This is a genomic window from Bradyrhizobium sp. USDA 4510 (genome assembly GCF_054059095.1).
The window spans coordinates 5,860,024-5,885,091 of the sequence record NZ_JBSSBT010000001.1; the positions used below are offsets into that span (position 1 = coordinate 5,860,024).

The 25,068-nt window shown below is 65.5% G+C and carries 22 protein-coding genes and 2 pseudogenes; 11 read left to right on the top strand and 13 right to left on the bottom strand.

Features of this window, described 5'->3' with window-relative positions; translation table 11 throughout:
* Positions 1-58: 58 nt before the first annotated feature.
* A pseudogene (locus ACVMDN_RS27285) lies at positions 59-1,043 on the top strand (IS30 family transposase); the annotation flags it as partial.
* 54 nt (positions 1,044-1,097) lie between these two features.
* Here ACVMDN_RS27285 and ACVMDN_RS27290 read toward each other — a convergent pair.
* The 3 genes from ACVMDN_RS27290 to ACVMDN_RS27300 are packed head-to-tail and all read right to left on the bottom strand — an operon-like array spanning position 1,098 to position 4,909.
* Positions 1,098-3,365, bottom strand: a complete 2,268-nt coding sequence (locus tag ACVMDN_RS27290) for a xanthine dehydrogenase family protein molybdopterin-binding subunit (protein WP_076824355.1) — start codon at positions 3,363-3,365, stop codon at positions 1,098-1,100.
* Between the two features lie 3 nt (positions 3,366-3,368).
* A complete protein-coding gene (locus tag ACVMDN_RS27295; RefSeq protein ID WP_076824357.1) occupies positions 3,369-4,415 on the bottom strand; it encodes an FAD binding domain-containing protein in 1,047 nt (348 codons plus the stop codon).
* The gene (locus tag ACVMDN_RS27300; RefSeq protein WP_076824359.1) at positions 4,412-4,909 is read right to left on the bottom strand and encodes a (2Fe-2S)-binding protein; all 498 of its coding nucleotides are present in this window, start codon (positions 4,907-4,909) and stop codon (positions 4,412-4,414) included. The genes ACVMDN_RS27295 and ACVMDN_RS27300 overlap by 4 nt, the downstream gene beginning before the upstream one ends.
* Before the next feature lie 152 nt (positions 4,910-5,061).
* On the opposite strand from ACVMDN_RS27300, the gene ACVMDN_RS27305 reads away from it, so the two are divergent.
* Complete coding sequence (locus ACVMDN_RS27305; protein WP_076824361.1) at positions 5,062-5,694, top strand: TetR/AcrR family transcriptional regulator; 633 nt, start codon at positions 5,062-5,064, stop codon at positions 5,692-5,694.
* A 119-nt stretch (positions 5,695-5,813) separates the two neighbouring features.
* Here the strand turns inward: ACVMDN_RS27305 and ACVMDN_RS27310 are convergent, their stop codons facing one another.
* The 4 genes from ACVMDN_RS27310 to ACVMDN_RS27325 form a co-directional block, all read right to left on the bottom strand.
* Positions 5,814-6,203, bottom strand: a complete 390-nt coding sequence (locus tag ACVMDN_RS27310; RefSeq protein ID WP_057015176.1) for a hypothetical protein — start codon at positions 6,201-6,203, stop codon at positions 5,814-5,816.
* A gap of 263 nt (positions 6,204-6,466) precedes the next feature.
* Positions 6,467-6,655, bottom strand: a complete 189-nt coding sequence (locus tag ACVMDN_RS27315) for a hypothetical protein (RefSeq protein WP_057015177.1) — start codon at positions 6,653-6,655, stop codon at positions 6,467-6,469.
* A 36-nt stretch (positions 6,656-6,691) separates the two neighbouring features.
* On the bottom strand, positions 6,692-7,135 hold the full coding sequence (locus ACVMDN_RS27320) for a hypothetical protein (protein ID WP_076824364.1): 444 nt from the start codon (positions 7,133-7,135) through the stop codon (positions 6,692-6,694).
* A gap of 373 nt (positions 7,136-7,508) precedes the next feature.
* The gene (locus tag ACVMDN_RS27325; protein WP_076824366.1) at positions 7,509-7,847 is read right to left on the bottom strand and encodes a hypothetical protein; all 339 of its coding nucleotides are present in this window, start codon (positions 7,845-7,847) and stop codon (positions 7,509-7,511) included.
* Positions 7,848-7,993: 146 nt separating this feature from the next.
* On the opposite strand from ACVMDN_RS27325, the gene ACVMDN_RS27330 reads away from it, so the two are divergent.
* The 3 genes and pseudogenes from ACVMDN_RS27330 to ACVMDN_RS27340 all read left to right on the top strand — a co-directional run bounded on the left by ACVMDN_RS27330 (position 7,994) and on the right by ACVMDN_RS27340 (position 13,137).
* The gene (locus ACVMDN_RS27330; protein ID WP_016844551.1) at positions 7,994-8,197 is read left to right on the top strand and encodes a hypothetical protein; all 204 of its coding nucleotides are present in this window, start codon (positions 7,994-7,996) and stop codon (positions 8,195-8,197) included.
* Positions 8,198-8,571: 374 nt separating this feature from the next.
* Positions 8,572-11,692 (top strand): annotated as a pseudogene (locus ACVMDN_RS27335) (efflux RND transporter permease subunit).
* 281 nt (positions 11,693-11,973) lie between these two features.
* Complete coding sequence (locus ACVMDN_RS27340) at positions 11,974-13,137, top strand: IS4 family transposase (RefSeq protein ID WP_057015126.1); 1,164 nt, start codon at positions 11,974-11,976, stop codon at positions 13,135-13,137.
* Between the two features lie 107 nt (positions 13,138-13,244).
* On the opposite strand, the gene ACVMDN_RS27345 is transcribed toward ACVMDN_RS27340, so the two are convergent.
* The gene (locus tag ACVMDN_RS27345; protein ID WP_076824368.1) at positions 13,245-14,510 is read right to left on the bottom strand and encodes a D-amino acid dehydrogenase; all 1,266 of its coding nucleotides are present in this window, start codon (positions 14,508-14,510) and stop codon (positions 13,245-13,247) included.
* Positions 14,511-14,616: 106 nt separating this feature from the next.
* The gene (locus ACVMDN_RS27350) at positions 14,617-15,945 is read right to left on the bottom strand and encodes an aspartate aminotransferase family protein (protein WP_035631725.1); all 1,329 of its coding nucleotides are present in this window, start codon (positions 15,943-15,945) and stop codon (positions 14,617-14,619) included.
* A 160-nt stretch (positions 15,946-16,105) separates the two neighbouring features.
* Between ACVMDN_RS27350 and ACVMDN_RS27355 the strand changes: the two genes are divergently transcribed.
* A complete protein-coding gene (locus tag ACVMDN_RS27355) occupies positions 16,106-16,654 on the top strand; it encodes a cupin domain-containing protein (protein WP_018273259.1) in 549 nt (182 codons plus the stop codon).
* Between the two features lie 67 nt (positions 16,655-16,721).
* Positions 16,722-18,254, top strand: coding sequence for a lysozyme inhibitor LprI family protein (locus ACVMDN_RS27360; RefSeq protein ID WP_083714866.1), 1,533 nt, complete (start codon positions 16,722-16,724; stop codon positions 18,252-18,254).
* A gap of 301 nt (positions 18,255-18,555) precedes the next feature.
* Here the strand turns inward: ACVMDN_RS27360 and ACVMDN_RS27365 are convergent, their stop codons facing one another.
* The gene (locus tag ACVMDN_RS27365; RefSeq protein ID WP_057015183.1) at positions 18,556-19,308 is read right to left on the bottom strand and encodes a Crp/Fnr family transcriptional regulator; all 753 of its coding nucleotides are present in this window, start codon (positions 19,306-19,308) and stop codon (positions 18,556-18,558) included.
* Between the two features lie 121 nt (positions 19,309-19,429).
* Entirely contained in the window at positions 19,430-19,756 is a 327-nt protein-coding gene (locus tag ACVMDN_RS27370) for a hypothetical protein (RefSeq protein WP_456834831.1), read from the bottom strand.
* Positions 19,757-19,959: 203 nt separating this feature from the next.
* On the opposite strand from ACVMDN_RS27370, the gene ACVMDN_RS27375 reads away from it, so the two are divergent.
* Positions 19,960-20,364 (top strand): DUF4864 domain-containing protein, encoded by a 405-nt coding sequence (locus ACVMDN_RS27375; RefSeq protein ID WP_076824372.1) that lies wholly within the window; start codon positions 19,960-19,962, stop codon positions 20,362-20,364.
* Between the two features lie 7 nt (positions 20,365-20,371).
* Here the strand turns inward: ACVMDN_RS27375 and ACVMDN_RS27380 are convergent, their stop codons facing one another.
* Together ACVMDN_RS27380 and ACVMDN_RS27385 are read right to left on the bottom strand one after the other, a co-directional pair.
* The gene (locus tag ACVMDN_RS27380; protein ID WP_076824390.1) at positions 20,372-21,607 is read right to left on the bottom strand and encodes an MFS transporter; all 1,236 of its coding nucleotides are present in this window, start codon (positions 21,605-21,607) and stop codon (positions 20,372-20,374) included.
* 134 nt (positions 21,608-21,741) lie between these two features.
* Positions 21,742-22,224 (bottom strand): hypothetical protein, encoded by a 483-nt coding sequence (locus ACVMDN_RS27385; RefSeq protein WP_456843660.1) that lies wholly within the window; start codon positions 22,222-22,224, stop codon positions 21,742-21,744.
* A 250-nt stretch (positions 22,225-22,474) separates the two neighbouring features.
* Between ACVMDN_RS27385 and ACVMDN_RS27390 the strand changes: the two genes are divergently transcribed.
* The 3 genes from ACVMDN_RS27390 (at position 22,475) to ACVMDN_RS27400 (ending at position 24,876) form a co-directional block, all read left to right on the top strand.
* Positions 22,475-23,104: a DUF1326 domain-containing protein gene (locus ACVMDN_RS27390; protein WP_057015186.1), complete on the top strand. Its 630-nt coding sequence runs from the start codon at positions 22,475-22,477 to the stop codon at positions 23,102-23,104.
* 44 nt (positions 23,105-23,148) lie between these two features.
* Positions 23,149-23,922 (top strand): DUF2182 domain-containing protein, encoded by a 774-nt coding sequence (locus ACVMDN_RS27395; protein WP_076824374.1) that lies wholly within the window; start codon positions 23,149-23,151, stop codon positions 23,920-23,922.
* 657 nt (positions 23,923-24,579) lie between these two features.
* Positions 24,580-24,876, top strand: coding sequence for a hypothetical protein (locus ACVMDN_RS27400; RefSeq protein WP_028341258.1), 297 nt, complete (start codon positions 24,580-24,582; stop codon positions 24,874-24,876).
* The last annotated feature ends 192 nt before the right edge of the window (positions 24,877-25,068 follow it).

Here is a 25,068-nt window from a genome sequence, read left to right on the forward strand (position 1 = left end):
GTTATGGGTCCCCTGAGTTCACAAACGAAGTGCAACACTTCCTTGAGGAGGTGTTGCCATGGGGCGGACTTACAAGCAGCTCTCTCTGGACGACCGATGCGAGATTGCCTGCCTATCGGCCAATGGCAGCTCGGTCCGGCAAATCGCGGCAGCTCTGGATCGCTCGCCATCAACGATCTCTCGGGAACTGAGGCGCAATCGGGGGAGCCAGGTCGGCTACAAGCCGAGCTATGCCCAGCACCAGATGCGAGCGCGGCGCTGGACGGGCGGACGCCTCGAACGGGAGCCCGGCCTGCGCCGCGCGGTGTTGCAACGCCTTCGCCGCGGCTGGTCGCCCGAGCAGGTCGCTGGCCGGCTGGCCCGCGAGTACGGGCGCAAGGTGATCTCCCACGAGACCATCTACCGCTTCATCTATCGCCAACTCAGGCGCACCACGGACTTCAACTGGCGGCGCTATCTGCCGCGCGCCAAGAGCAAGCGCGGCTGCCGCGGCAAGCGGGGCGGCAGCCCCGCAAGCTTCATCGAAGGCCGTGTATCCCTGGCAAATCGGCCGCTCGAAGCGGCCGACCGCAGCGTGCCCGGACACTGGGAGGCCGACCTGATGATGTTCTCGAAATACGGTCAGGCCGTGCTGACCGTGCATGAGCGCACCTCGCGGCTGCTGCTCGGCATCCGCCTTGCCAGCAAGGTCGCGCGCGGTGTCGCCCGCCATCTCGTGGGCTTCTTCGCGCCCCTTCCACAAGAGCTGCGCCAGAGCGTTACCTTCGACAACGGCACCGAGTTCGCCGGTCACCTGGCGCTGCACCGCCTCTCGATCGCGACCTTCTTCTGCGATCCCCATGCCCCCTGGCAGAAGGGTGGCATCGAGAACGCCATCGGCAGGATGCGCCGCTTTATTCCCCGCAAGACGGATCTCGTAACCCTCTCGACCGCCAGATTCCGCCAGTTCATCGCCGCCTACAACAACCCCGCGCAAATGCCTTGACTACCGCACGCCTGCCGAGTCCTTTGCTCAAGTGTTGCACTTCGAATGTGAATCCACCTCCCGGCTTTCGCCGGGACGACACCTGTTATTACAGCCCTCACGTCAAGCCGCATCACTTCAACCCCATCACCACTTCCTCGATCTTGATCGGGAAATTCCGCACGCGGATGCCGGTGGCGTGGAAGACGGCGTTAGCGACGGCGCCGGCGCTGCCGGTGATGCCGATCTCGCCGACGCCCTTGATGCCGAGCGGGTTCACATGGGGATCGTGCTCGTCGACCGTGATCACCTCCATCGGCGGCACGTCGGCATTCACGGGCACATGATACTCGGCAAGGTTCGCATTCAGGATGCGGCCGGACCGCTTGTCCATCACCGCCTCCTCGTGCAGCGCGAACGAGAGGCCCCAGATCATGCCGCCGCGCAGCTGGCTCTGCACCATCAACGGATTGATGATGCGCCCTGCGGCGAACGCGCCGACCAGCCGCGTGGCGCGGATCTGGCCGAGCTCCGGATCGACCTTCACCTCAGCAAAGACAGCGCCATGCGCGTGCATCGCATATTGCGATTGCGCCGCCGGATCGGCCGCACCCGTGCCGGAGGCCTCGACCTCGGCAACGCCAGCGCGCGCCAAGATCTCGGCGTAGCTTTCGTTGCGCGCGTCATCGTCGCGGCGATGGAGCCGCCCGGCCCGCGCCACCACGCCGGCATTGCCGGCGCCGAACAGCGGCGAGCGCTCATCGGAGGTCGCAAGCTCGGCGAGTTTTGCGATCACCGCCGCACCGGCATTGTGGATCGCGGCACCGACCGTTGCGGTGTGCGCGGAGCCGCCGGCGATGCCGGCATCCGGCAGGTCCGACGTGCCCGACAGGAACGAGATCTGCCCGAGATCGAGCGCGAGCGCATCGGCCGAGATTTGCGTGAGCGCGGTCCAGGCGCCCTGCCCCATGTCATGCGCGCCGCTCTCCATCACGCCGCGTCCGTCGGCGCGGATTACGGCGCGGGCATTGCCCTGGAACATCAGCGCCGGGAAGGTCGCGGTGCCCATGCCCCAGCCGACCAGAAAGCCGTTCTCGTCGCGCATCTGCCGCGGCTGCAGCGGACGCCGCGCCCAGCCGAAACGTTCGGCGGCCTTGGCGTAGCACTGCCGCAGCGCCTTGGAGGAAAACGGCTTGCCGGTGGTCGGCTCGACCTCGGCATAATTCTTCAGCCGGAATTCCAGGGGATCGATGCCGCAGGCGAACGCCGCCTCGTCGATCGCGCTTTCCAGCGCGATCGATCCGGTAGCCTCGCCCGGCGCGCGCATGAACAGCGGCGTGCCGGTGTCGACGCGCACCGCCTCATGCGCGGTGCGGATCGCCGGGCTGGCATAGAGCGTGTGCGAGGCGTCCGCCGCCGGCTCATAGAAATCGTCGAAGCTCGACGTCGTGACGCGCGCCTCGTGATCGAGCGCGGTCAGCAGACCGTCGTCACCGGTGCCGATCCGGATGCGCTGGCGGGTCTGCGGACGATGGCCGACCGGGCCGTACATCTGGCTCCGCCGCAGCACCAGCTTAACCGGACGCCCGACAAGCTTCGCCGCCATGATGCCAAGCACCTGCGGCCCGGAGACCAGGCCCTTGGAGCCGAAGCCGCCGCCCAGGAACGGGCTGTTGATGTGGATGTTGCCGGGCGGAACGCCGAACAGGCCGCCGATCCGCATCTGCGCCATCGCCATGCCCTGGCTCGGCGTGTCGAGGAACAGGCGGTCGCCGTCCCACACCGCGACGACCGCGTGCGGCTCCATCGCGTTGTGGTACTGCGCGGGCGTCTCGTAAGTTGCGTCGATCCGCTTCGACGCCGCGGCAAGGCCAGCATCGATATCGCCGTGCCGGACTTCGGCGGGATTACCGATGCCGACCACCGGCGGCGCGTAGGCTTCGCCGGCGTCGAGACCGACACGCGCGATCTCGACCTGATAGCGCGGCGACAGCAGCGCGGCGCCTTCGGTGGCGGCCTCCAGCGTCTCGGCGATCACGACCGCGATCGCCTGGTTGGCGTAGCGCACCTCGTCGCTCTGCAAGAGCTCCATGCGGAAGGCGAACGGATTGCCCTTGGCGTCGGGGTCTTCGGCGAGCTCCGGCTTGTGCGCCGGCGTCATCACGTCGATGACGCCGGGGTGGCGCTTGGCGGCGGCGACGTCGAGCGCGGTGACGCGGCCGCGCGCGATGCAGCTGGTCGCGATCACGGCATAGACCATGCCGGGCGGATGATTGTCGGCGGCATAGCGGGCCTTGCCGGTCACCTTCAGCGTGCCGTCGGTGCGGGTCAGCGGCTGGCCGATATTCGAGCCGTGCCTGAGATGGGCGGGGTCGCGGGTCAGATTGAGTTCAGCCGTCATGCGTTACGCTCCTGCAACGGATGAGAAGGGAGAGCCCGGCAGCGCGGGAATGCGATCCGGGGTGCCTGCAGCAGCAAGGGTGAGCGCGCGCACGACGATGCGCTGCGCGAGCTCGATCTTGAAGGCGTTGTCGCCGGACGGTTTTGCGCCCGCGAGCGCGGCGCGCGCCGCCTCGCGATAGGTCGCCGCATCCGGCGCGGCGCCCGCGAGCACCTGCTCGGCCTCGCGCGCTCGCCACGGCTTTGCCGCGACGCCGCCGAGCGCCAGCCGCGCCTCGCGGATCTTTCCATCCTCGATGCGCAAGCCGGCCGCGGCCGAGACCACCGCGAACGCGTAGGACGTGCGCTCGCGCACCTTGATGTAGCGGGCATGCCCGGAGAAGCCTTGCGCTTCGGCCGGTAGCCGCAGCGCGACGATCAGGTCGCCGCGCTCCAGCGCGGTCTCGCGCTCCGGCGTCTCGGCCGGCAGACGGTGCAGCGCCTCGAGCGGCAGCTCGCGCCGGCCGGTCTTGCCCTCGATCTCGACGACGGCGTCGAACGCGACCAGCGGCACGCAGAAATCCGACGGATGGGTTGCGATGCAGCCCTCGCTCCAGCCGAGCACCGCGTGCAGGCGGTTCTCGCCCTTCAGCGCGTCGCAGCCGGCGCCCGGCCAGCGCCGGTTGCAGGCGCTGCCGGCGTCGTAGAAATAGGCGCAGCGTGTCCGCTGCATCAGGTTGCCGCCGACGGTCGCGGCATTGCGCAGCTGGGCCGACGCGCCCGACAGCAACGCCTCGGCGACCGCCGGATAGTCGCGCGCAAACTCCGCGTCATGCGCGAGATCGGCATTGCGCACCAGCGCGCCGATCCGCAAGCCGCCGTCGGCCAGATGCTCGATGCGGTCGAGCCCCGGCAGACGCGTGACGTCGACGAGAAGGCTCGGCCGGCTGACGCCGCCCTTCATCAGGTCGAGCAGATTGGTGCCGGAGGCGAGATAGCTCGCGCCCTTCTCGGATGCCGCCGCGATCGCGTCCGCGACGCTGGCCGGCCTGACATAATCGAAGTTCATCATGCGGAGCGCCTCTGCTTGGTCGCGTTGATGTCGGCCTGCGCCTCGAGCACGGCCTCGGTGATTCCTTGATAGGCCCCGCAGCGGCACAGATTGCCGCTCATGCATTCGCGCACGCGCTCCGGATCGTCGCCGGCCTGGCCTTCCTGGATCAGGCCGATGCCGCTCATGATCTGGCCCGGCGTACAGAAGCCGCACTGGAAGCCGTCATGGGCGATGAAGGCGGCCTGCACCGGATGCAGCTGGTCGCCGCGCGCGACGCCTTCGATGGTTGTGATCTCGGCGCCGTCATGGCTGACGGCAAGCGCGAGGCAGGAATTGATGCGGCGGCCGTCGACCAGGACGGTGCACGCGCCGCACTGGCCGCGGTCGCATCCCTTCTTGGTACCGGTGAGGTCGAGCCGCTCGCGCAACAGGTCGAGCAGGGTTACGCGGGGGTCGTCGACGGCAATTTCCCGGCGGACACCGTTGATAGTGAGGCTGAGTGGGAGATTCATGCAGGGCTCCGATCCGTGTATGGTCGGTTTGAATCGAGGCAACGGAAGCCCGTGGCCGCCGATGCAGGATCGGCGCGCCTTGTCAGGCCCGGTGCTGGTCGCCATATACGGAGGCATCCTCCGTTTACAAGGGAGGGTGAAAAGAAAAAGCGATGGCCGCTCGATCACCAGAAATTGCACGCAAGCCCCGCGCCGACGCCGTGCGCAATCGCGAGCGCGTGCTGGAAGCGGCCAAGGCCGTGTTCTCGGCCGGCGGCAGCGAGGCGAGTCTCGAGGCGGTGGCGCGCCATGCCGGCGTCGGCATCGGCACGCTCTATCGCCACTTCCCGACGCGCGAAGCGCTCTATGAGGCGGTCTACCGCCGCGAGGTCGAGCAGCTCGGCGATCTGGCCGAGCAACTGCAATGCGCGCCCGAGCCGGTCGAGGCGCTGCGGCGCTGGCTGCGCGCTAACGTGGAATTCGTCGCCACCAAGAAGGGCATGGTCGCAGCACTGGCGCTGGTCGCTCACGGCTCGACCGAGCTGCACGCCTATTCGTTCGACCGCCTGACCAAGGCGATCGGCACCCTGCTCGCGCGCGCGGTCGCGGCCGGTGCGATCCGTGGCGACATCAGCGCCGAGGACGTGCTGCGGGCGCTGATCGGCATGTGCTACATGCACGACCAGCCCGGCTGGCAGACCACTGCGCTCCGGCTGTTGGACGTATTCGTGGACGGCTTGCGGGTGCAGCCGGTCGGCACAACGGCAAAGCCTGCGAAGAAAGCCAACCCAAAGCCGTCGCGCTGACCTTACCCATCGTAGCCCGCATGCGCGCAGCGACATGCGGGACCGACTGCCCCGGATGTCGCGGAGCCTGTCATCGGCGGGCCATCGCGCGACCCGTTGGCTCAACGGGCTATGCTTGTTCAGGCCTCCATGTTGAAGAGGATGCCGAGCGGCAGCCGGGGTCCTGCCGGATTGACATGAAGCACCGCATCGATGGTGCGCGCGGCCGGGGATGACGGCTTCATCCAGTCAAGATGACCGGCGAGCCAGGATCGCGGTTCCGCAGCCAGCACGATCGCCGCCCCCCAGTCATCCAGCGGATTGTCGCGGGCCAGCGCCTGCTCGCGGCCGGGAATGGTTGTGCCGGCGGCGCCCATCAGATGATGCAGCACCGCCTTGGCAAGCAGGTCGTCGAAACGTCCGTCATCGACCCGTTCGCTCCCGACCGCATCGATCGCAAAAACCCGCGTCGGCTTCGGCGCGACTGACCGAATGTCCGGCGCGACCGGCGGCACAGAGGATGCGCGCACATAGCGCGGCGTCGGCGGCGTCGATCGTTCGCGAGAAATGCGCCCGGCCGGCCACCGTGGGTCCCTCGCCCGCGATGATGTCGCAATACACCAGCGCGAGCGCCGCGGCGCTGCGGGCCGCAGCGTCGGACGTTGACCTCGCGATTTCGGCAACAAGATCCTCCGCGCCGCGAGGCGCATGCGGGGGCAGCTCAAACTCATGGGCACGCATCGATCGCTCTGCTGTTGATTGCCGCCCGCCCCACGATGGCGGCGGCCACCGCTCAAGGACGTCCGGTGCGTGGCCGCAGCCACCGCATGATGATTTCATGCGGTGTTCGACGGCTGCTGCGCGGCAGGTCGTGCCGCTGCAGCGACGCCGTTGCAAAGGCGGCCGCCTGCTCGCTGGATTGCCGTTTCTCGCGCGCCAGCAACATCCATTCGCGGATCACGGCGCGTCGCACCTTGGACATGGTGATTTCCCCTCGCGATAAGCCGCGTTCAGCGCGTCAGGCCGCAAGCTGCAGCGGATGGGCTTGCGACCTCCGTGCCGACAGCGCGCAGCCGTACTGATGCACGATGCCCTGCTCGACGACGAAGCCGCGCCGCTCCAGCGACGCCCGCAGGCTTTGGTTGGCCGAGGGCTTCTGGGCATCGACCCACACCACCAGCACCGCACGGGCGCTAAGGACATTCGTCAACCAGTCCAGCGCCGGCTCGAGCGAGAGAAGCGTGCGCCGCCGCCAATCGACCAGCGCAACGTCGTACTGACCGGCGGGGCAGCCGCAATTGCCCGACGCCGCCGCGCGCGCGTAGCCGCGCCGCTGCAGCTCGAACATCAATTCCATGCTCCTCGTGCCGGCCACGACGATGTGCTGTTGCGTCGTGCAGCCGGCAAGCGCGATCATCGGCTCGATGATCCGGTCGCCGATAGCAATCTGAAGCGAAGACATGACATCACCTTTCGGTTCGCTGCCGCGCTCGCGGCCGAACCTCAACGGTCTGGCCTGCACGCGAGAGCGTCTGCGTCGGGCTCAATATCTTCAGGGCGGGATATGAATTCGAGAGCGCCGCGGGCTCTACGGCATATGAGCCGCATAAGCCCGCGCCGGATGCGATGGCTGCGGTCGCTGAGCACGGTGGCCGCGCAAGTGTGCTAAAGTGCACAGACGATCAGGTTGGCATTCGGTTAGATCGTCGCATTGCCAAGCCTGGTACATACATATCTGTTCATATTCGCGATCCAGCCCGGCCATCGCGCCGGGCTCTTTCGTCGCCGAACGCGACCGTAATGAAAAACCCCGCGCTGAGGCGAGGCTTTCGCGATCACCGCGGATTGGTCCGCGTTCCGCTGTTGTTGCCGGGAAGGTTTGAAGTCCCGGTCCCGGTCGCGGAATTGTTGTTTGGGTCGGTCCAGTAGTTCGGCGTCGAGGTGCCTGGGTTGTTCATGTTCCCGGTCGTGCTGCCGGGCGGATTGCTCATTCCCGAGCCGGTTCCCATCCCGGTGGTGCCGCCGGTGCCGGTTCCTGTGCCGGAGCTTCCGGTCCCCGCGCCTGCACTTGCACCGCCGGCCGATCCGCCACCGGCGCCGCCACCCTGCGCGAAGGCGAGCGATGTCGACAGCATCACGGCCGCAGCCAATCCGATCGTTGCCAGTTTCTTCATGTGAGGTCCTTTCCTGGTTCGACCGGAAGCAACGTGGACCGCAAGGCGCACGTTCCTGCACGGCGGGACACACATCCGGCGCGGGCTCGCGAGGAACATGATGCTGGCTGTCCTGTTGAGCGGAATAGCGTTCCCGGAGGTGCGCGATGAAGACGCTTCAAATGCAGCACGAGATCACGGCCGAGCTGGAAAGACGATCCGGTGTCACTGGCCTGAAGCTGATCCGGCTCAAGGGCTATACGCCGAGCTGGGATCTCGGCGGCACCCGCGAGACCGCCCTGGACGAGGCGAAGGAAAAAGAACTTCGCGACATCGTGACCAGGATGCAGGACGAGTTCGACATCGCCTAGGACCGCTGCACGAGCAAGTTGCATTGGACAAGCCGCGGCTGAACAATCATAACGCCCCCTCGTGGCGTCGAGCCAACCGCGCGCGCAATAATATGTCGTCCCACGATATATTCTGCGCCAGCGACATTTTTGACGCTTCCCAAACGGCGATAACGGCACGCGAATTCCGGCCATTGAACGAACGTCGAATGTGCGATCCGACGTTTCCATTCGCGGCATGCCCCGGAATGATTATGCTGGCCAAAAACAGGTAGACAGCTCCGCGATCTGCCGATTGGCCATGGCGAGGAAAACGCGCGTTCGCGCTCGAGCTTTCGAGGACGACTCCCGACCTTCGGTAAAAGATGCGCCTGCCGTTCATTTGGATCGCAGAAATGAACGAGAGCATCTCATCTCGGTTTATCCGCTACCCGATCGGCACCTCGCTGCTGATGGCCGGCATTCTGTTCGTCGGAATGGTCGCCTATCCCCTGTTGCCGGTCGCGCCGCTGCCGCAAGTCGACTTTCCGACCATCCAGATCTCCGCAAGTCTGCCCGGCGCCAGCCCGGAGACCATGGCCTCCTCGGTTGCGCAGCCGCTGGAGCGGCAATTCGCGCAGATTCCGGGCATTGCCCAGATGACCTCGACGAGTTCGCTCGGGTCGACCGCAGTCACCATTCAGTTCGATCTGAACCGCAGCATCGACGGCGCCGCCAATGACATCCAGGCGGCGATCAATGCCGCAGGTGGCCAGTTGCCCAAGAACCTGCCGACGCCGCCGACCTATCGCAAGGTCAACCCGGCGGACTCGCCGATCCTGCTGCTGTCGGCGACCTCGGACACCCTGCCCCTCATCACCGTGAGCGACGCGGTCGACGCCCAGCTCGGGCAGCAGATCAGTCAGATCTCGGGCGTCACCCAGGTGTTCATCGGCGGGCAGCAGAAGCCTTCGATCCGCGTGCAGATCGATCCCGCCAAGCTGGTCGCCAAGGGGCGCTCGCTGGAAGATATCCGCGGCCAGATCGCGATCACGACGGTCGACAGTCCGAAGGGCAACATCGACGGCACGAGCCGTGCCTACACGATCTACGCCAACGATCAGTTGCTGGATGCCAAGGACTGGAATGACGTGATCATCGCCTACCGCAACGGCGGCCCGTTGCGGATTCGCGACATCGGCCAGGCCGTCGCCGGGTCGGAGGACATGAAGCGGGTCGCCTGGGCGGACGGCAAACGCGGCGTGTTCCTAGTCATCTTCAAGCAACCCGGCGCCAACGTCATCGGAACGGTCGACAGGATCACGGAGCAGCTTCCAAGGCTCGTCGCCGCGATTCCGCCCGCCATCAGATCAAGATCATCAGCGACCGGACATTGACCATCCGCGCCGCCGTCGAGGACGTTCAGATCACGCTGCTCATCACCATCGTTCTGGTCGTGATGGTAATCTTCCTGTTCCTGCGCAGCTTCTGGGCCACGGTGATTCCGGCCGTCACGGTACCGCTCGCGCTGCTCGGCGCCTGCGCGCTGACGTGAGTGTTCGGCTATACGCTCGACAACCTTTCGCTGATGTCCCTGACGATTGCGGTCGGCTTCGTGGTCGACGACGCCATCGTGATGCTGGAAAAGCGCGATACGTCGAGCAGGGCGCGCGGCCGCTCGCCGCGGCATTGCAGGGCGCCGGCGAGATCGGGTTTACCATCCTGTCCATCAGTATCTCGTTGATCGCGGTGCTGATCGGGCTGCTGCTGATGGGTGGCGTGATCGGCCGACTGTTCCGCGAATTCGCGGTGACCCTGGCGATGGCGATCTTCGTCTCCCTGGTGGTGTCGCTGACGCTGACACCGATGATGGCATCGCGCTTCCTGCGCGCGCATGGCGAGACGAGGCACGGCCGGCTCTACCAATGGAGCGAGGCGGCATTCGACAGGATGCTGCATGCCTATGAGCGAGGGCTTGATCGGGCGCTGAGCTGGAGCCGGACCACGCTCTGCATCTTCTTCGCGACGGTCGCACTGTCGGTCTATCTGTTCCTGATCATTCCGAAGGGATTCTTCCCGCAACAGGACAATGGCTTCCTGAACGCGGAGATGGCCCAGGATATCTCTTTCGCCGACATGGAGCGGCACCAGGAAGAACTCAGCAGGATCGTTCGGGCCGATCCCGCGGTGGAGAGCATGGCCGAGTTCATCGGCGGCGGCGGCACCGCGCTGAATTCGGGTCGCATGTACATCACGCTGAAGCCGCGCGAGGAGCGCGACGCGAATGCGCAGCAGATCATCGCGCGGCTGCGGCCGAAGCTCGAGGCGGTCGAGGGAGCACGTCTCTACATGCAGGCGTCCCAGGACGTCCGGCTGGGCGGCCGCGCCACGCGGACGCAGTTCGAATACACGCTGCAGGATGCAAAGCTCGACGAGCTGAACGAATGGGCGCCGAAGATTCTGGCCAGGATGAAGACGCTACCGGAACTGCGCGACGTCGCCACCGACCAGCAGACCGAGGGAACGACGCTGACGCTGACCATCGATCGCGACACCGCGTCGCGCTTCGGTATCCAGCCGCAATTGATCGACGACACGCTGTACGACGCGTTCGGCCAGCGCCAGGTGACCCAATACTTCACCCAGCTCAACAGCTATCACGTCATCCTGGAGATCCTCCCCGAATTGCAGGGCAAGCTCGACACGCTCAACAAGCTCTACATCAAGTCGCCGACCACGGGGGACGAGGTGCCGCTCTCCGTGTTCTGCAAGTGGACCACTATTCCGGTGCGCCCGCTCGCGATCGCGCACCAGGGACAGTTTCCTGCGACCACGATCAGCTTCAACCTCGCGCAAGGGGTGGCGCTCGGCCAGGCCACCGATGCGATCCAGAACGCCGTCGCCGATCTCGGTGCTCCAGCCACGCTCAGCTCGAGTTTCCAGGGCACCGCGCAGGCCTTCCAGCAGTCACTGAGCTCGGTGCCGCTGCTGATCCTGGCCGCGCTGGTCGTGGTCTACCTGATCCTCGGCGTGCTCTATGAGAGCTACATCCATCCGCTCACGATCCTGTCCACGCTGCCATCGGCCGGGGTCGGCGCGCTGGCGATCCTGATGGCGTTCGGGTTCGATTTCAGCCTGATCGCGCTGATCGGCATCATCCTCCTGATCGGGATCGTGCAGAAGAACGGCATCATGATGGTCGACTTCGCGATCGCCGCCGAACGCGAGGAGCATCGGTCGCCGCGTGAATCGATCCGGAAAGCGGCCCTGCTGCGCTTCCGCCCGATCATGATGACGACGATGGCGGCGCTGCTCGGCGGCGTCGCGCTGATGCTGGGCACCGGAACGGGATCGGAAATCCGCCAACCGCTCGGCTATGCGATGGTCGGCGGCCTGATCGTGAGCCAGGCGCTCACGCTGTTCACGACGCCGGTCGTGTATCTCTATCTCGACCGGTTCTCGAATGCGCTGTCGAGCTGGACGGCAACGAAGCGCGACGACGATGTCGAACCGCCCGTGAAGAACGCCGCCGAATAGTGCGTGACGAGATTGGGGCAAAATCGCAGCCGCGACGGTGCTGCGCTCCCTCTCCCCGTTCTTACGGGGAGAGGGTTGGGGTGAGGGGCCTTCTCAGCGTATTCGGCGACAGCCGCGTTTGCGGAGATTCCCCCTCACCCGGAACGCATCTGACGATGCGTTCCGACCTCTCCCCGCGCGCGCAGGGGTGTCCGGGGAATGATTCACTGTGTCGCGGTGCATGCTCGGCAGGACCGAGGCAAATCGGTCTTTTCTGGTTGTCGAGACACAGAGGGCCGAGCATGCGATATCGCGGTAGCATTTTTGGAAGGCTGCTTGAACCGATCAATCGACGGCAGTTTCAGACGGTTGTGGATCGTCTGGACGGGGATGCCTACGACAAGTCGTTCAGGAGCTGGGATCATCTGGTGGCGCTGATCTATGCCCAGCTTAGCGGCAACAGCAGTCTGCGCGGGGTGGTGACTGGCTTCAACGCCAATTCGCAGCATCACTATCACTTGGGAACCGGCAAGCTGTCGCGCTCGACGTTGTCCGATGCCAATGCCCGCCGTCCGATCGGCATTTTCGCGCAAACCTTTGCGGCGCTGTCGGCGATGGCGCGTCGCCAGCTGCGGAGTGAAGGCATGGAGATGGTGCGTCTGATCGACGCCAGTCCGATCCCGCTCGGCAAGGTCTGCAGTTGGGCGACGTGGAACGGCCGCATCCGCGGCATGAAGCTGCATGTCGTCTACGACCCAAGGAGCGATGTCCCGACCTGCGTCGAGATGACGGCCGCGAACGTCAATGACATCGAGATCGGCCGACAGACCCCAATCCAGCCCGCCACCACCTATGTGTTTGACAAGGGCTATTGCCGTTTCGACTGGTGGCAGAAGATCAATGATAGCAAGGCTTTCTTCGTTACCCGGGCGAAGACGAGCATCCGTCTTCGCTCGCTCAGGCATCGCGCCATCCGCAAGCGTAACGGGGATGGCTTCGAAATCCTTGCCGATGACGAGGTGAAGCTCACCAGCAAGGGCGATTCGCGCCTTCCAATCCCGCTCCGCCGCATCAAGATCAGACGCGAGAAAGGCGGCAAGATCACACTCCTGACCAACGACCTTGCCCGTAGCGCCGTCGAGATCGCCGCCCTCTACAAGAGCCGATGGCAAATCGAGCTGCTGTTCCGCTGGATCAAGCAGCATCTCGATATTCGCAAGTTCCTCGGCGCCAACGACAACGCGATCCGCCTTCAGGTGCTCGCTGCGATGATTGCCTACCTGCTGCTGCGCATCGCCGCTCACACCAACTGCATCAAAATGCTCCCGCTCAGGTTCGCCGAACTCGTCGGCCAGCTCCTGCTCACGCGTCGATCCCTCGCTGCCATCGACAAACCTCCGCCCATCAACCCCAGCCGTCGGAAATCAACCATCTCACCTGACCAGATGGAGCTCCGCTATGCCTGAATTTCCCCGGACACCCCTGCCGCAAGCGGGGCGAGGTGAAGCGGAGCCCGTTGCTCGACTCAAAATAAACTCATCTTGCGCCAGCAGCTCGCGTACAGCGATGCGGCCTACCCGAACCTGACATCGTAGCGCTTGATCGACAGCTCCTTGGTGCCGATCTCGGGCTTCTTCCCCGAGAGCATGTCCGCCAGCACCCGGCCCGAGCCGCAGGCCATGGTCCAGCCGAGCGTGCCATGACCGGTGTTGAGGTGCAGATTGGCAAAGCGCGTGGCGCCGATCACCGGCGGGCCGTCCGGCGTCATCGGGCGCAGCCCGCACCAGAAGGTGGCCCTGGGAAGGTCGCCGCCGCGCGGAAACAGGTCGGTCAGCGAATGATCCAGCGTCGCGCGCCGCGCGGCGTAGAGCTTGGTCGAATAGCCCGAGATCTCGGCGGTGCCGCCGACCCGGATGCGATCGCCGAGCCGGGTGATCGCGACCTTGTAGCTCTCGTCCATCACGGTCGATTCAGGCGCGCCGGACGCGTCCCTGATCGGCACGGTGATCGAGTAGCCCTTGACCGGATAGACCGGCAGCGAGATGCCGAGCGGCCGCAGCAGGATCGGCGAATAGCTGCCGAGCGCCAGCACATAGGCGTCCGCCGTCATCATCCCGGCGCTGGTCGCGACGCCGGTGATCCGGGTCGCGTCCGCATTCAGTCCGTCGATGCCGACATTGAAGTTGAAGCGAACGCCGAGCTTCTCGGCTTCCAGCGCCAGGGCCTGCGTGAACATGTGGCAGTCGCCGGTCTCATCATGCGGCAGCCGCAGCCCGCCGGCGAACTTTTCCTTCACGCCGGCCAGCGCGGGCTCGGCGGCGATGCAGCCCTCGCGGCCGAGCACCTCGAACGGCACGCCGTACTGCTTCAGCACCGCGATATCGTCGCCGGTGTGATCGAGCTGGGCCTGCTCGCGAAACAGCTGCAGCGTGCCGCGCGCACGCTCGTCATAGCGGATGCCGATCTCGCTGCGCAGCGCCTGCAGGCAGTCGCGGCTGTATTCCGCGATCGGGATCATCCGGCTCTTGTTCACCGCGTAGCGCGCAGTCGTGCAGTTGCGCAGCATCTTCAAGAGCCAGAGCCACATCACGGGATCGAGCTTGGGGCGGATCACCAGCGGGCCGTGCTTCATCAACAGCCACTTCACCGCCTTGACCGGCACGCCGGGGCCGGCCCACGGCGATGAGTATCCGGGCGACACTTCGCCGGCATTGGCAAAGGAGGTTTCCAGCGCGGGCTTCGGCCGACGGTCGATCACCGTCACCTCGTGGCCTGCGCGTGCAAGGTAATAGGCAGAGGTGACGCCGATCACGCCACTGCCGAGAACAAGGACCTTCACTTTTCCTCACATCCTGCAGCGAAAACGCAATCGCCGCTGCGAAACCACTCTGCTTCGCAACGGCGACAGCAATTTGTAGAGCCAGCTAATATCTAGCTAGCAATTATCAGGCCACGCGCTTGATGGAGTCGCCGAGGATCGAGACGATGTCGTCGATGTGCGACTTCTCAACGATCAAAGGCGGCGACAACGCCAGCGAGTCGCCGCTCATGCGGAAGTAGAGGCCGCGGTTGAAGCAATCGACCATGATGTCGTAGCCGCGCGCGCCGACGACACCATCGCGCGGCGCGACTTCGACCGCACCCATCAGGCCCTGGTTGCGGATGTCGACCACGTTCGGCAGGCCCTTCAGCGAATGCAGGGCATCGCGCCAGTAGTCGGCGAGCGAGGCGCCGCGGGTCAGCAGAGCTTCGTCCTTGTAGATGTCGAGCGTGGCAAGACCCGCCGCGCAGGCCACCGGATGCGCCGAATAGGTGTAGCCGTGGAACAGCTCCATGGCGTTGTCCGGGCCGACCATCAGCCCGTCGTGGATCTGACGGCTGGTGAACACCGCGCCGCACGGCACGGTGCCGTTGGTGATACCCTTCGCGGTCGTCATCATGTCGGGCGTCACGCCGTAGAAGTTGGCGGCGAACGGGGTGCCGAGGCGGCCGAAGCCGGTGATGACCTCGTCGAAGATCAGCAGGATGCCGTGCTTGGTGCAGAGCTCGCGCAGGCGCTGCAGATAGCCCTTCGGCGCCGGCAGCACCGCGGTCGAACCCGGCACCGGCTCGACGATCACCGCCGCGATGGTGTCGGCGCCATGCAGCGCCACCATCCGCTCGACATCGTCGGCGAGCTCGGCGCCGTGCTCCGGCTGATCCTTGGCGAAGGCGTTGCGGGCGAGATCGTGGGTATGACGGATGTGGTCGACGCCGGGCAGATGGGTCGCGAACTGGCGGCGGTTGGCGACCATGCCGCCGACCGACATGCCGCCAAAGCCGACGCCGTGATAGCCGCGCTCGCGGCCGATCAAGCGGGTGCGGCTCGGCTGGCCGGCGGCACGGTGATAGGCCAGCGCGATCTTCAGCGCGGTATCGACCGATTCAGAGCCCGAATTGGTGAAGAAGACGCGATCCAGCCCCTTCGGGGCGATCTCGGCGAGCCGCTCGGCGAAATCGAACGCCAGCGGGTGGCCCATGTTGAACGAGGGCGCGAAATCCAGCGTCGACAACTGCCGCTCGACCGCGGCCGCGATCTGCGGGCGGCCGTGGCCGGCGTTGACGCACCACAGGCCGGCTGAGCCGTCGATCACCTGCCGGCCGTCGACCGAGGTGTAGTACATGCCCTTGGCGGAGGAGAACAGCCGCGGCGCCTTCTTGAACTGCCGGTTGGCCGTGAACGGCATCCAAAACGAGTCGGTCTTGATGGTGTTCGGAATCTGATGAACGGTCACGGCGGCGCTCCATTGCTGACTGATGCTAGTCGGACCACTCTTCCAGGCACTCAACAAGTCCTTTTCTGCCGCAGCGCAAGCCATTGATCTTGTTGAGGCGGTCTGCCAAGATTTGTTCGATCCGCAACACCTGCAACAAAGATTTGCCAAGGGGACTGCCATGAGCGTCGACATCGGCGGTCGGCTTCGATTCATCCGCGCGCGGCACAAGCTGTCGCAGCGCGAACTCGCCAAGCGCTCCGGCGTGACCAATTCGACGATTTCGCTGATCGAATCCAACCAGATGAACCCGTCGGTCGGCGCCCTGAAGCGCATCCTCGACGGGATCCCGATGGGGCTTGCCGAATTCTTCGCGATCGAGCCGGAGCGGCCGCGCAAGGCGTTCTATCGCGCCGACGAGCTGACCGAGATCGGCAAGAAGCCGATCTCCTATCTGCAAATCGGCGACAGCCTGTTCGGCCGGGCGTTGCAAATCCTGAAAGAGCGCTACGAGCCCGGCAGCGACACCGGCCGGGTGCCGCTGGTGCATGAGGGCGAGGAAGGCGGCATCGTGGTCTCGGGCCGGCTCGAGGTCACGGTCGACGACGAGCGGCGGGTGCTCAACGCCGGCGACGCCTATTACTTCGAAAGCCGCCGCCCGCACCGCTTCCGCTGCATCGGCGCCAAGCCATGCGAGGTGATTTCGGCCTGCACGCCGCCGACATTTTGAACCCGGCGCGCGCGGCGGGCGACCCAAGCCGCAGGGGCCGCATGGCGCGGCCGTGCGGGTGACGTCGATGCCTTGCTCTCCACGGTTTGCGGCCGCCGTCGCGGCCATCGCGGTCCTTGCATCCGGCCCGTCCGTTGCGTTGGACGATGATCTGCGGGCATCAAGCAGCGGGCCGACCGCGATCAGGCTGTGCGGCGATGGCGGCGACGGCACGATCAAGATCGCGGACTGCAGGAAGGCCGGCACCGAAAGGCTGGTGACGCAGATCGACCGGGCGTTCGACGTGGCGCTCGGCAAGATACCTGCGAACATCAAGCCGCTCTTGAAGCGCGACCAGGCCTGGTTCAACGAGATGATCATCGACGCCGCCGAGGTGCTGGCCGATAGCGACGCGGACGAATTGAAGGAGAGCTTTGCGCAAGCCCTGCGCCGCCGCGCCGCCGCGCTTGAGGGAATGGCATCCGGCCGTCCCGGCTTCGCCGGCAACTGGGTCAACGCTTTCGGCAACATCACGCTGACGCCTGCCGGCGGCGGCGCCTATCGCCTCGCCGCCGATCTGCGCGGCGACTATGGCGGCGACCGCAGGCGAAGCTGCAAGCTCACCGCCGACCTGAAGCCTGCGGGGAGTGGCTGGCTCGCCGGCACCGTGGCGATCAATACGGACACGGCGGCCGACAAGCCGAAAGCCGACGCTGCGGCCGCTCCCGCCAGGCCGCCGTCAGTCAAACTCCGCCGCCAGGGCGAGACCTTGCGGATCGTCGGCAGCATCGACGACGAGGAGTGGGACGGCTTCGTCGACTGCTCGTCGATGTGGCAGGTCACCGGCAGCTATTTTGCCGCCGGCAAGGATACGGCATCCGACCGGGCGGACACCGCCTTCGTCGTCCCGACCTTCGACTGCACCAGGCCGGAGACGGCGACCGACGAGGAAATCTGCGCCGACCCTGATCTGGCCGACAACGACCGGCGGCTGAACCGCGCCTGGAAGGCGTTGCAGCCGCACCTCGACGAAGCGACGCGGCGCGCGCTGATCGACGACCAGCGCAACTGGGTGAAGAGCCAGGCGCAGCAATATCCCGAATTCCTGCACCCGGCCTGGAACAAGCAGAGCTCCCAGGTTCACTTCACCGTCGATGCCCGCGACCACGTCGACGAATTGCAGCGCGAACGCCTGGCGCTGCTCGAAGGCTTTGACGACAAGCGCAGCGGACTTGCGGGCATCTGGCTCGCCCATAACGCCATCATCAAGATCACCACCGAGAGCAACGGTACCTTGAAGGCGACGGGATGGAAGTGGGACCAGGGCGACTGGAAGGCCGGCTGCGACTACGAGATGACGGGCAAGATCGTCGGCGGCACGTTCCGCTCCGACGAGCAGCGCAAGAACCCGGACACGCTCGAGCGCGACCACGCCATGCTGATCGTCAACCGGCAGGACGATCTGTTCGCGAAGAAGCGCTACTCGAACAAAGATGGCACCGAGAACAAGGACGCCGACGAAGCGAAGTGCAAGCGCCGGCTTGACAATTCCTCGACCGCGCGGCTGTTTCCCGCCCGTCCCTCGCCGGACATCGATAATTTCAAGGGCTCGATCAGATAGAGCGTCTTCAGGCGAAGTGGATACCGGTTCGCGTGACGAAAACGCGTCAAGACAACGATCCAGAGACCCGTTCCGATTCAATCGGACCGGAATGGCTCTGATCACACGACAGTATCACAGATCGCGCGTCTGCCGGTCGCCCCACGCAATAACGGCGGCAATGGTGGCGAACATCGCGGTGACCGCGATCATGACGAGGATGGTGTCGAGAGGCATGGGTCGTCTCCTGCATGTGATGGAGAGACCTAGCGCGCCTGCGCGCGCATCGCCTTGTGCTGGATCAAAAGCCGACGCCGCAGCGTCAGCTCGCGCCGCTCAGCTTGAGCCGTTCGAGGTCGAGCAGCCGCACGCCATCGGGCACGATCAACACCACCTTCTCGCGCGCAAGGCGGGTCAGCGTGCGGCTCACCGTCTCGATGGTGAGACCGAGATAGTCGGCGATGTCCTGCCGGCTCATCGGCAGCGGCACGGTAACGGACACGCTTCCGATCCGGGCGTATCGCGTCTGCATGTGGAGCAAGAATGCAGCGATCTTTTCCTCGGCACTGCGCCGTCCGAGCAGCAACATCTGGTCCTGCGCCAGGCTCAACTCGTGCCCCGCGAACTCATGCAGGCGGCGCAACAGATGCGGCTTGCCGTCGACATAGGCGAGGAACGCCGATCGCACGAAACGGCAAACCGCGACGTCGTTGACCGCCTCCGCGGTGACGCCGTAGCGGTCCTGAAGCGCAAGTCCGAGGAAGTCGCCCGGCAGCGCGAAACCCACGATCTGGCGGCGGCCGTCGGGCAATGATTTGTAGAGCCGCACGACCCCGTCGGTGACATTGAACACGCTGCCCGCCAGCGCACTCTGCTCGAACAGCGTCGTTCGTGCCGGAACCTGCTTTGCCTGGCTGATCCGGTCGAGCTCCTCGAGTTCGGACGGCTCCAGCGCAGCGCAGACGCTGAACAGCCTGACCTTGCAGTCCTCGCAACCATTCGTGGCGCGGCCGTGCCTGCAGTCGGAACGCGTCGCGCCTGCACAGGAATCCTGCAGTGGCTCGGCAATGCTCATGGCTTCGGGTGTCCGCTTGGTTAGGTGCGTGGCACTATCAACCCCGATTTGATCTGGATCAACCGCCGGCGGCATTGATGCAGATCAATGCTGCGCCGCGCTTTCCCCAGCAGTTTCGCCATCATCGGGGAATCCGGCGATGAACGAGCAATTCCAGGCACTTCCGATCGACCATCAGCATGCGATCGTGGCCTATCCGCTGGTGTTCATGCATGATGCCAGTATTACCACAGATCAGTGGCTGCGGTTCGTGCGCCGGCGCTGCCGCGGCAGCTCGCCCGAGACCGGGCTGATCGCGATTCGCGATCGCCGCGGCGTGATCCATGCCCTGTTCAGTTACCGCATCGACAACGACCTGCGCGTCCGCAAGCGGCTCAGCATCGGCGACCTGATCGTCGCGCATCTGCCCGGCTCGCGCATCGACGACGCGTTGCCAGATCGTCACCATCGAGCAGCCATTCGCAACGCGTCATGCGCGGCACGCCGGATGCCCGACTGCCGAGGCGCTGCGGCACCATCGGCGCGTCAACTGACATCGCGCTGCGTGGCCGTTCGGAGCCAGCCGCCGAATGCGCCTGCTCCGTTGCCGCCGTGGTCGTGCGGGAGTAGCCTTGCGGCGGCTGGAAGGTCGACTGTCGACGGTGCCACCGCATGCGCATCATCCTGATGTTCGTCGCTATTCTGCTCGGCTCGCTCGCTCCCGCAGCGGCCGACGACGTCGGCGCCGCGCAGGCCGTGATCCGCGCGCAGGAGCAGGCGTTCGGCCGCGACGACGCCGCGGCGGCCTATTCGCATGCCGCGCCGGCGATCCGGCAGATCTTTCCGCAAGCCGACATCTTCATGTCGATGGTGCAGAACCAATACGCGCCGGTCTATCGGCACAGGAGCTTCGAGTTCGGCGAGGCGCGCAGCGACGGCGGCCGGATCGCACAGCGCGTCCATATCGTCGACGCCAATGGCGAGGCGTGGGAGGCGCTCTACACGCTGGAGCGGCAGGCCGACGGCAGCCTGAAGATCACCGGCTGCTCATTGCTCAGGGCCGGCCAGGCGGTGTGATCGAGAATTACGCCAGCGCCACCCGCTGCCGCGAGCGCATCATGAGCAGCAGAATGATGCTGACATTGAGCAGGTTCCAGGCGAGGCCGTTGGCGAAGGCGGCGGCATAGGAGCCGGTGGCGTCGAAGATCACGCCCGAAATCCAGCCGCCAAAGGACATACCGAACACCGAGGCGAAGATCACGATGCCGATCCGCGTCGCGGCCTCCGACGCCGGCATCGCCTCGCGCACGATGATCGCGTAGCTCGGCACGATGCCGCCCTGGAACAGGCCGAACATCGCCGAGATGATGTAGAGCGAGGTCAGGCTGTCGAAGAACAGATAGAACAACAGCGCCGCGCCTTGCGCGATCGAGCCGATCAGCAGGGTGCGGATGCCGCCGATCCGGTCGGCGAGGAAGCCGGAGCCGATCCGGCTGATGATGCCGAAGCCGAGCATCAGCGACAGCATCTCGGCGCCGCGCGCCACGCCGTAGCCGAGATCGCCGCAATAGGCGACGATATGGACCTGCGGCATCGACATCGCCACGCAGCAGGAAATCGACGCCAGCGACAGGATCGCGGTCAGCGCGTTGGTGGAAAGCTTGAGGTCGACCCGCGGTGGTGCCGCGTTGCCATGGCTGCGCCTGGTCGCTGCGCCCATCAACACGCGCAGCACCATGAGTGCGAGCAGCATCGAGATCGCGGTGAAGATGCCGATTGCAATATGGGTGGTGCGCCAGCCGACACTCTGCATGCCGAAATTGACCAGCGGCGGCCACACCGTACCGCCGACGTAATTGCCGCTCGCGGCGATCGCGACCGCGAGGCCGCGGTAGCGCTCGAACCAGTGCGACGCCTCCGCCATCAACGGGCCGAAGGTCGCCGCCGACGACAGACCGATGGCAAAATGCAGTAGGATGAAGGCCCAGATCGACGGCGCGTAGCCGGCGCCGACATAGCCGAGGCCGAGGATGCCGATCCCGGCGCCGATCGCCGCGACGATGCCGTAGCGGTCGCTGATCTTGCCGGTCACGACCTGGCCGAGGCCGAAGCCGAGCATCACCATGGTGAAGGCGAGCGAGGCCGTTCCGCGGGTCGCGCCGAAGTCGGTCTGCACCGCCGGCAGCGCCACCACGACCGACCACATGCCGACGCTGCCGAGCGAGCCGATCACCACGGCCACGACAAGGCGCAGCCACGCCCGGCGCGAGTCGGGAATGAACGTAGCGACTTCAGGGGAAAATTCAGAAGAAATTACCACGGCAGGCGGAACTTCGTCGGCATTTGCCTCCGGGTCAAGCCACATTGCCGAGAGATTAGGCATGCGCCAGCAAGGGGACGCCGCCCCTTGAAACGGCACGCTCCGCGGCGGATTCGCGCGCGGCTAGCGTCGCATCAATTCCCGAAGTTCGGGTCCTGCGACTGGAACGGGCCGCATTCGGCGCGTTTCGCAAACCGCTGATCGAAATCGACCGTGCCCCCGCCCACCGGAATCTGTGTCGGCGGCAGTCCCCTTGTGTACTGGTCGACGGTCACCATCTTCTTGTCCGCGCTCATCGTGACGCGAACCGGCTCAAGCGGCTTGCCCTTGTTGGCCTCGGTCAGGTCGAGCGCGTAGTAGCCGATCACCGTCTGGCCGGCGCGCAGGCCTTGGCCTGCCAATGCAACCGATAGCGGTAGATAGACCTCCATCCTGACGCCTTCGCCGTCGCACGCCAGCATGCGCATCATGGCGGCGTCCTGGCCCGGAGGCTTTGCGGCAGCACCCGTCGCGACGGAAAGGGTGACAGCCGCGACAGCCCCGAAACCACCAATCCAGGGTTTGCCGGTCGTCGCCGCCGCACGGTCTCCTTGGCTTGTCATGGAATCCCCCGACACGAAGCGACTTGCTCGGTATTTCGTCTGACGTCGAGGCTGGGACGTTCAATCCCGGTCCGTCCTCCCTCCCCGATCGGCGCCTCCGTGCGCCGCCGCGGCGATGTTTGGGCGATCGGGCGTCAGCGCTTCCTGTACCGCCGGACCGGTTGCTGCTATGATCCCGGCCTACTTGAACTGATCCGGTTTTTTTGAAGCGGAAGGCATTCTGAAGCGCCTGCATTGATCACCGACAGTCATATGGAGGTTTGCCATGGCTTCTGACTGGCGTCTCGAAGGCGAATGGATCAAGAACTGCAATTGTGCGTTTGGCTGCCCCTGCGATTTCAATGCGCTGCCGACGCATGGTTCCTGCAAAGGCATGGTCGGCATGCGGATCACCAAGGGGCATTTCGGCAGCACCAAGCTCGACGGCCTGGTGTTCGCGGCAACCGTCGACTTTCCCGGCGCGCTTCACGAGGGCAACGGGCAGATGCAGCCGATCATCGACGAGCGCGCCACGGCGGAACAGCGCGAAGCGCTGTTCAACATCCTGTCCGGCAAGAATTCGGCCGAAGGCACGCTGTTCCAGATCTTCAGCCTGATCGTGACCAAGATCCATGATCCGGTGTTCGTGCCGATCGAGTTCTCCTTCGACAAGAACGGGCGCGTCGCCAAGCTCGTCGCCAAGGGCGTGCTGGAGACCGAGGTCGAGCCGATCAAGAATCCTGTCACCGGCACGCCGCATCGCATCCAGGTCGTGATGCCGGAGGGGTTCGAGCACAGGGGGGCCGAGGTGGCCTCCTCCAACATCCGCTCGACGGGGGCGATCAAGTACGAGACCAAGGGCTCGCACAGTTCGCTCGCCAACGTCGTGCAGACGCCGGACGGCGTCGCGGCCTGACACAGCCGGGCGCGGTTCGGCCGTTCGGCTGCTGGGATCCCAACATGAGCGAGACATCGGCGCTCGAAAACGTCCTGCGGCATGACCGCCTGATCTTTGCAGGCGGCATCGCCGCGGTGATGGCGCTGGCCTGGGCCTATCTCCTGGCCGGCGCCGGCATCGACATGAGCATGGCTGATATGCCGATGGATCCGACGCCATGGACGCCTTCCTATGCCGTGCTGGTGTTCGTCATGTGGTTGACGATGATGGTCGCCATGATGATCTCGAGCGTCGCGCCGATGGTGCTGCTGTTCGCCGCCCTGAAGCGCAAGCAATCGGCAACGCCCTCTCCCTTCGCTGAGGCCTGGATCTTCCTGTGCGGCTATCTCGCGATCTGGGCCGGCTTTAGCCTCGCCGCGACGCTGGCGCAATGGCAACTCGACCTCGCCGGCCTCTTGTCGATGGCGATGGCTGCTACCAGCGCGACGCTCGCCAGCGGCGTCCTGCTGCTGGCCGGGCTCTACCAGTTCACGCCGCTCAAGCGCGCCTGCCTGCGCTACTGCCAGAGCCCGGTGCTGTTCCTGAGCCGGCACTGGCGACCGGGCACGGCCGGTGCGCTGCGCATGGGGCTGCGGCACGGCCTTTATTGCCTCGGCTGCTGCTGGTTCCTGATGGCATTGCTGTTCGTCGGCGGCGTGATGAACCTGCTCTGGATCGTCGGCATCACCGTCTACGTCGCCTGCGAGAAGCTGCTCCCGGTCGGCCACCGCCTCAGCTATGCCGCCGGCGCCGCGTTGATTGTGGCGGGACTGATCGTGCTCGTGCATACGACTTGAGAAAGTGTCCGGACGTGTAGGAATATCGATCGCGCGACGGCGATCATCCTGTCGAAGAAGATTGAAAGCAGTGCGAGCTGGTTCACACTTGCCAATCGTCATCCGTGCCAAGATCGTTCGGACGGTGGATTGTGCGTCGCAGGCCGGCAGCGCTGCTTGTGACGGAACTGACGAGCGACAGACGCTCGCGTGCTGGCGTCAAGCCAGATGCCCCACGCCCCCGGCCGTCGCACCGAGAGAACCGCATGCATTTCATCGGAGGTACATCATGCATACCTTGCCCGCAGAATGGCTACCCGTTTCAACTGCGCCAGCAGACCGGGATCTCGAAGTCTGTGTCCTGGACTATGATGGAATGGTCCATGCGCTCGTGTTCCCCTGCCACAAGGACGGCGCCGACTGGGTCGTTGGTTCAAATGACCACGTCCATGTTCAACCGACGCATTGGCGCAGTTGGACTGAGCCCGCCTAAAGCGGGCCTCTGCACCGCCGGGCGGACCCGGCGCAGGGCCGCCGGGGACGCTCCATGGCGCCCGGACGAGTTACCGCCATCGCGCCGCACGGGCACGAGCCCCGGTGCGGCGTCAATCTCGCGCCAGCCCATGAAATCGGCTAGACTTGTCGCGTGAGGTTCAAGGGTGGGCCAGGAGGCTCGTCATGGAATCACACGTGATCCCCTTTGAAAATCGCTGGACCAACGGCAAGCATGCCTGGGAGTGGCACTGCGAGCTCGAGCGGCTGGGCGTGCCGACGGTCCGGACGATGTACTGCGAGCATGAAACGCACCGTCGCAACAAGTCGGCGGTGGTGTTCGACATCCCCGCGGGCTTTGTCCACGACTGGCTGGCCTTTCATGACCGGCGCGCCGCCCGGCAGCAGTTCTTGTGGCGCGCCAGTGTCATCACGCTCGGCATCATCGCCGCATCGGGCGTCGTGCTCGGTGCGCTCAGATAGAGGCCGCAAGGCCTGCGGCCTCATCCGTGGCCATCCTTCGAGACGCCCGCCTTTGGCGGGCTCCTCATCAGGATGACGCGTTGTTGCGGGGCAAAATCCTGGTCTGGACCCTCATGGTGAGGGCGGCGCATCTTGACCACGAGGCCCTCTCACCCCGGCCGCGAATCCCCCTGCCGGCGCCTGCGACGACCC

What these genes read in the sequence shown, in the direction of transcription:
- ACVMDN_RS27315 (WP_057015177.1), bottom strand. Translation starts at nt 6,655, where the DNA reads ATGTCCAAGGTGCGACGCGCCGTGATCCGCGAATGGATGTTGCTGGCG.
- ACVMDN_RS27295 (WP_076824357.1), bottom strand. Translation starts at nt 4,415, where the DNA reads ATGATGAACTTCGATTATGTCAGGCCGGCCAGCGTCGCGGACGCGATC.
- ACVMDN_RS27325 (WP_076824366.1), bottom strand. Translation starts at nt 7,847, where the DNA reads ATGAAGAAACTGGCAACGATCGGATTGGCTGCGGCCGTGATGCTGTCG.
- ACVMDN_RS27340 (WP_057015126.1), top strand. Translation starts at nt 11,974, where the DNA reads ATGCGATATCGCGGTAGCATTTTTGGAAGGCTGCTTGAACCGATCAAT.
- ACVMDN_RS27355 (WP_018273259.1), top strand. Translation starts at nt 16,106, where the DNA reads ATGAGCGTCGACATCGGCGGTCGGCTTCGATTCATCCGCGCGCGGCAC.
- ACVMDN_RS27395 (WP_076824374.1), top strand. Translation starts at nt 23,149, where the DNA reads ATGAGCGAGACATCGGCGCTCGAAAACGTCCTGCGGCATGACCGCCTG.
- ACVMDN_RS27305 (WP_076824361.1), top strand. Translation starts at nt 5,062, where the DNA reads ATGGCCGCTCGATCACCAGAAATTGCACGCAAGCCCCGCGCCGACGCC.
- ACVMDN_RS27300 (WP_076824359.1), bottom strand. Translation starts at nt 4,909, where the DNA reads ATGAATCTCCCACTCAGCCTCACTATCAACGGTGTCCGCCGGGAAATT.
- ACVMDN_RS27360 (WP_083714866.1), top strand. Translation starts at nt 16,722, where the DNA reads ATGCCTTGCTCTCCACGGTTTGCGGCCGCCGTCGCGGCCATCGCGGTC.
- ACVMDN_RS27390 (WP_057015186.1), top strand. Translation starts at nt 22,475, where the DNA reads ATGGCTTCTGACTGGCGTCTCGAAGGCGAATGGATCAAGAACTGCAAT.
- ACVMDN_RS27320 (WP_076824364.1), bottom strand. Translation starts at nt 7,135, where the DNA reads ATGTCTTCGCTTCAGATTGCTATCGGCGACCGGATCATCGAGCCGATG.
- ACVMDN_RS27375 (WP_076824372.1), top strand. Translation starts at nt 19,960, where the DNA reads ATGCGCATCATCCTGATGTTCGTCGCTATTCTGCTCGGCTCGCTCGCT.
- ACVMDN_RS27365 (WP_057015183.1), bottom strand. Translation starts at nt 19,308, where the DNA reads ATGAGCATTGCCGAGCCACTGCAGGATTCCTGTGCAGGCGCGACGCGT.
- ACVMDN_RS27290 (WP_076824355.1), bottom strand. Translation starts at nt 3,365, where the DNA reads ATGACGGCTGAACTCAATCTGACCCGCGACCCCGCCCATCTCAGGCAC.
- ACVMDN_RS27370 (WP_456834831.1), bottom strand. Translation starts at nt 19,756, where the DNA reads ATGGTGACGATCTGGCAACGCGTCGTCGATGCGCGAGCCGGGCAGATG.
- ACVMDN_RS27330 (WP_016844551.1), top strand. Translation starts at nt 7,994, where the DNA reads ATGAAGACGCTTCAAATGCAGCACGAGATCACGGCCGAGCTGGAAAGA.
- ACVMDN_RS27400 (WP_028341258.1), top strand. Translation starts at nt 24,580, where the DNA reads ATGGAATCACACGTGATCCCCTTTGAAAATCGCTGGACCAACGGCAAG.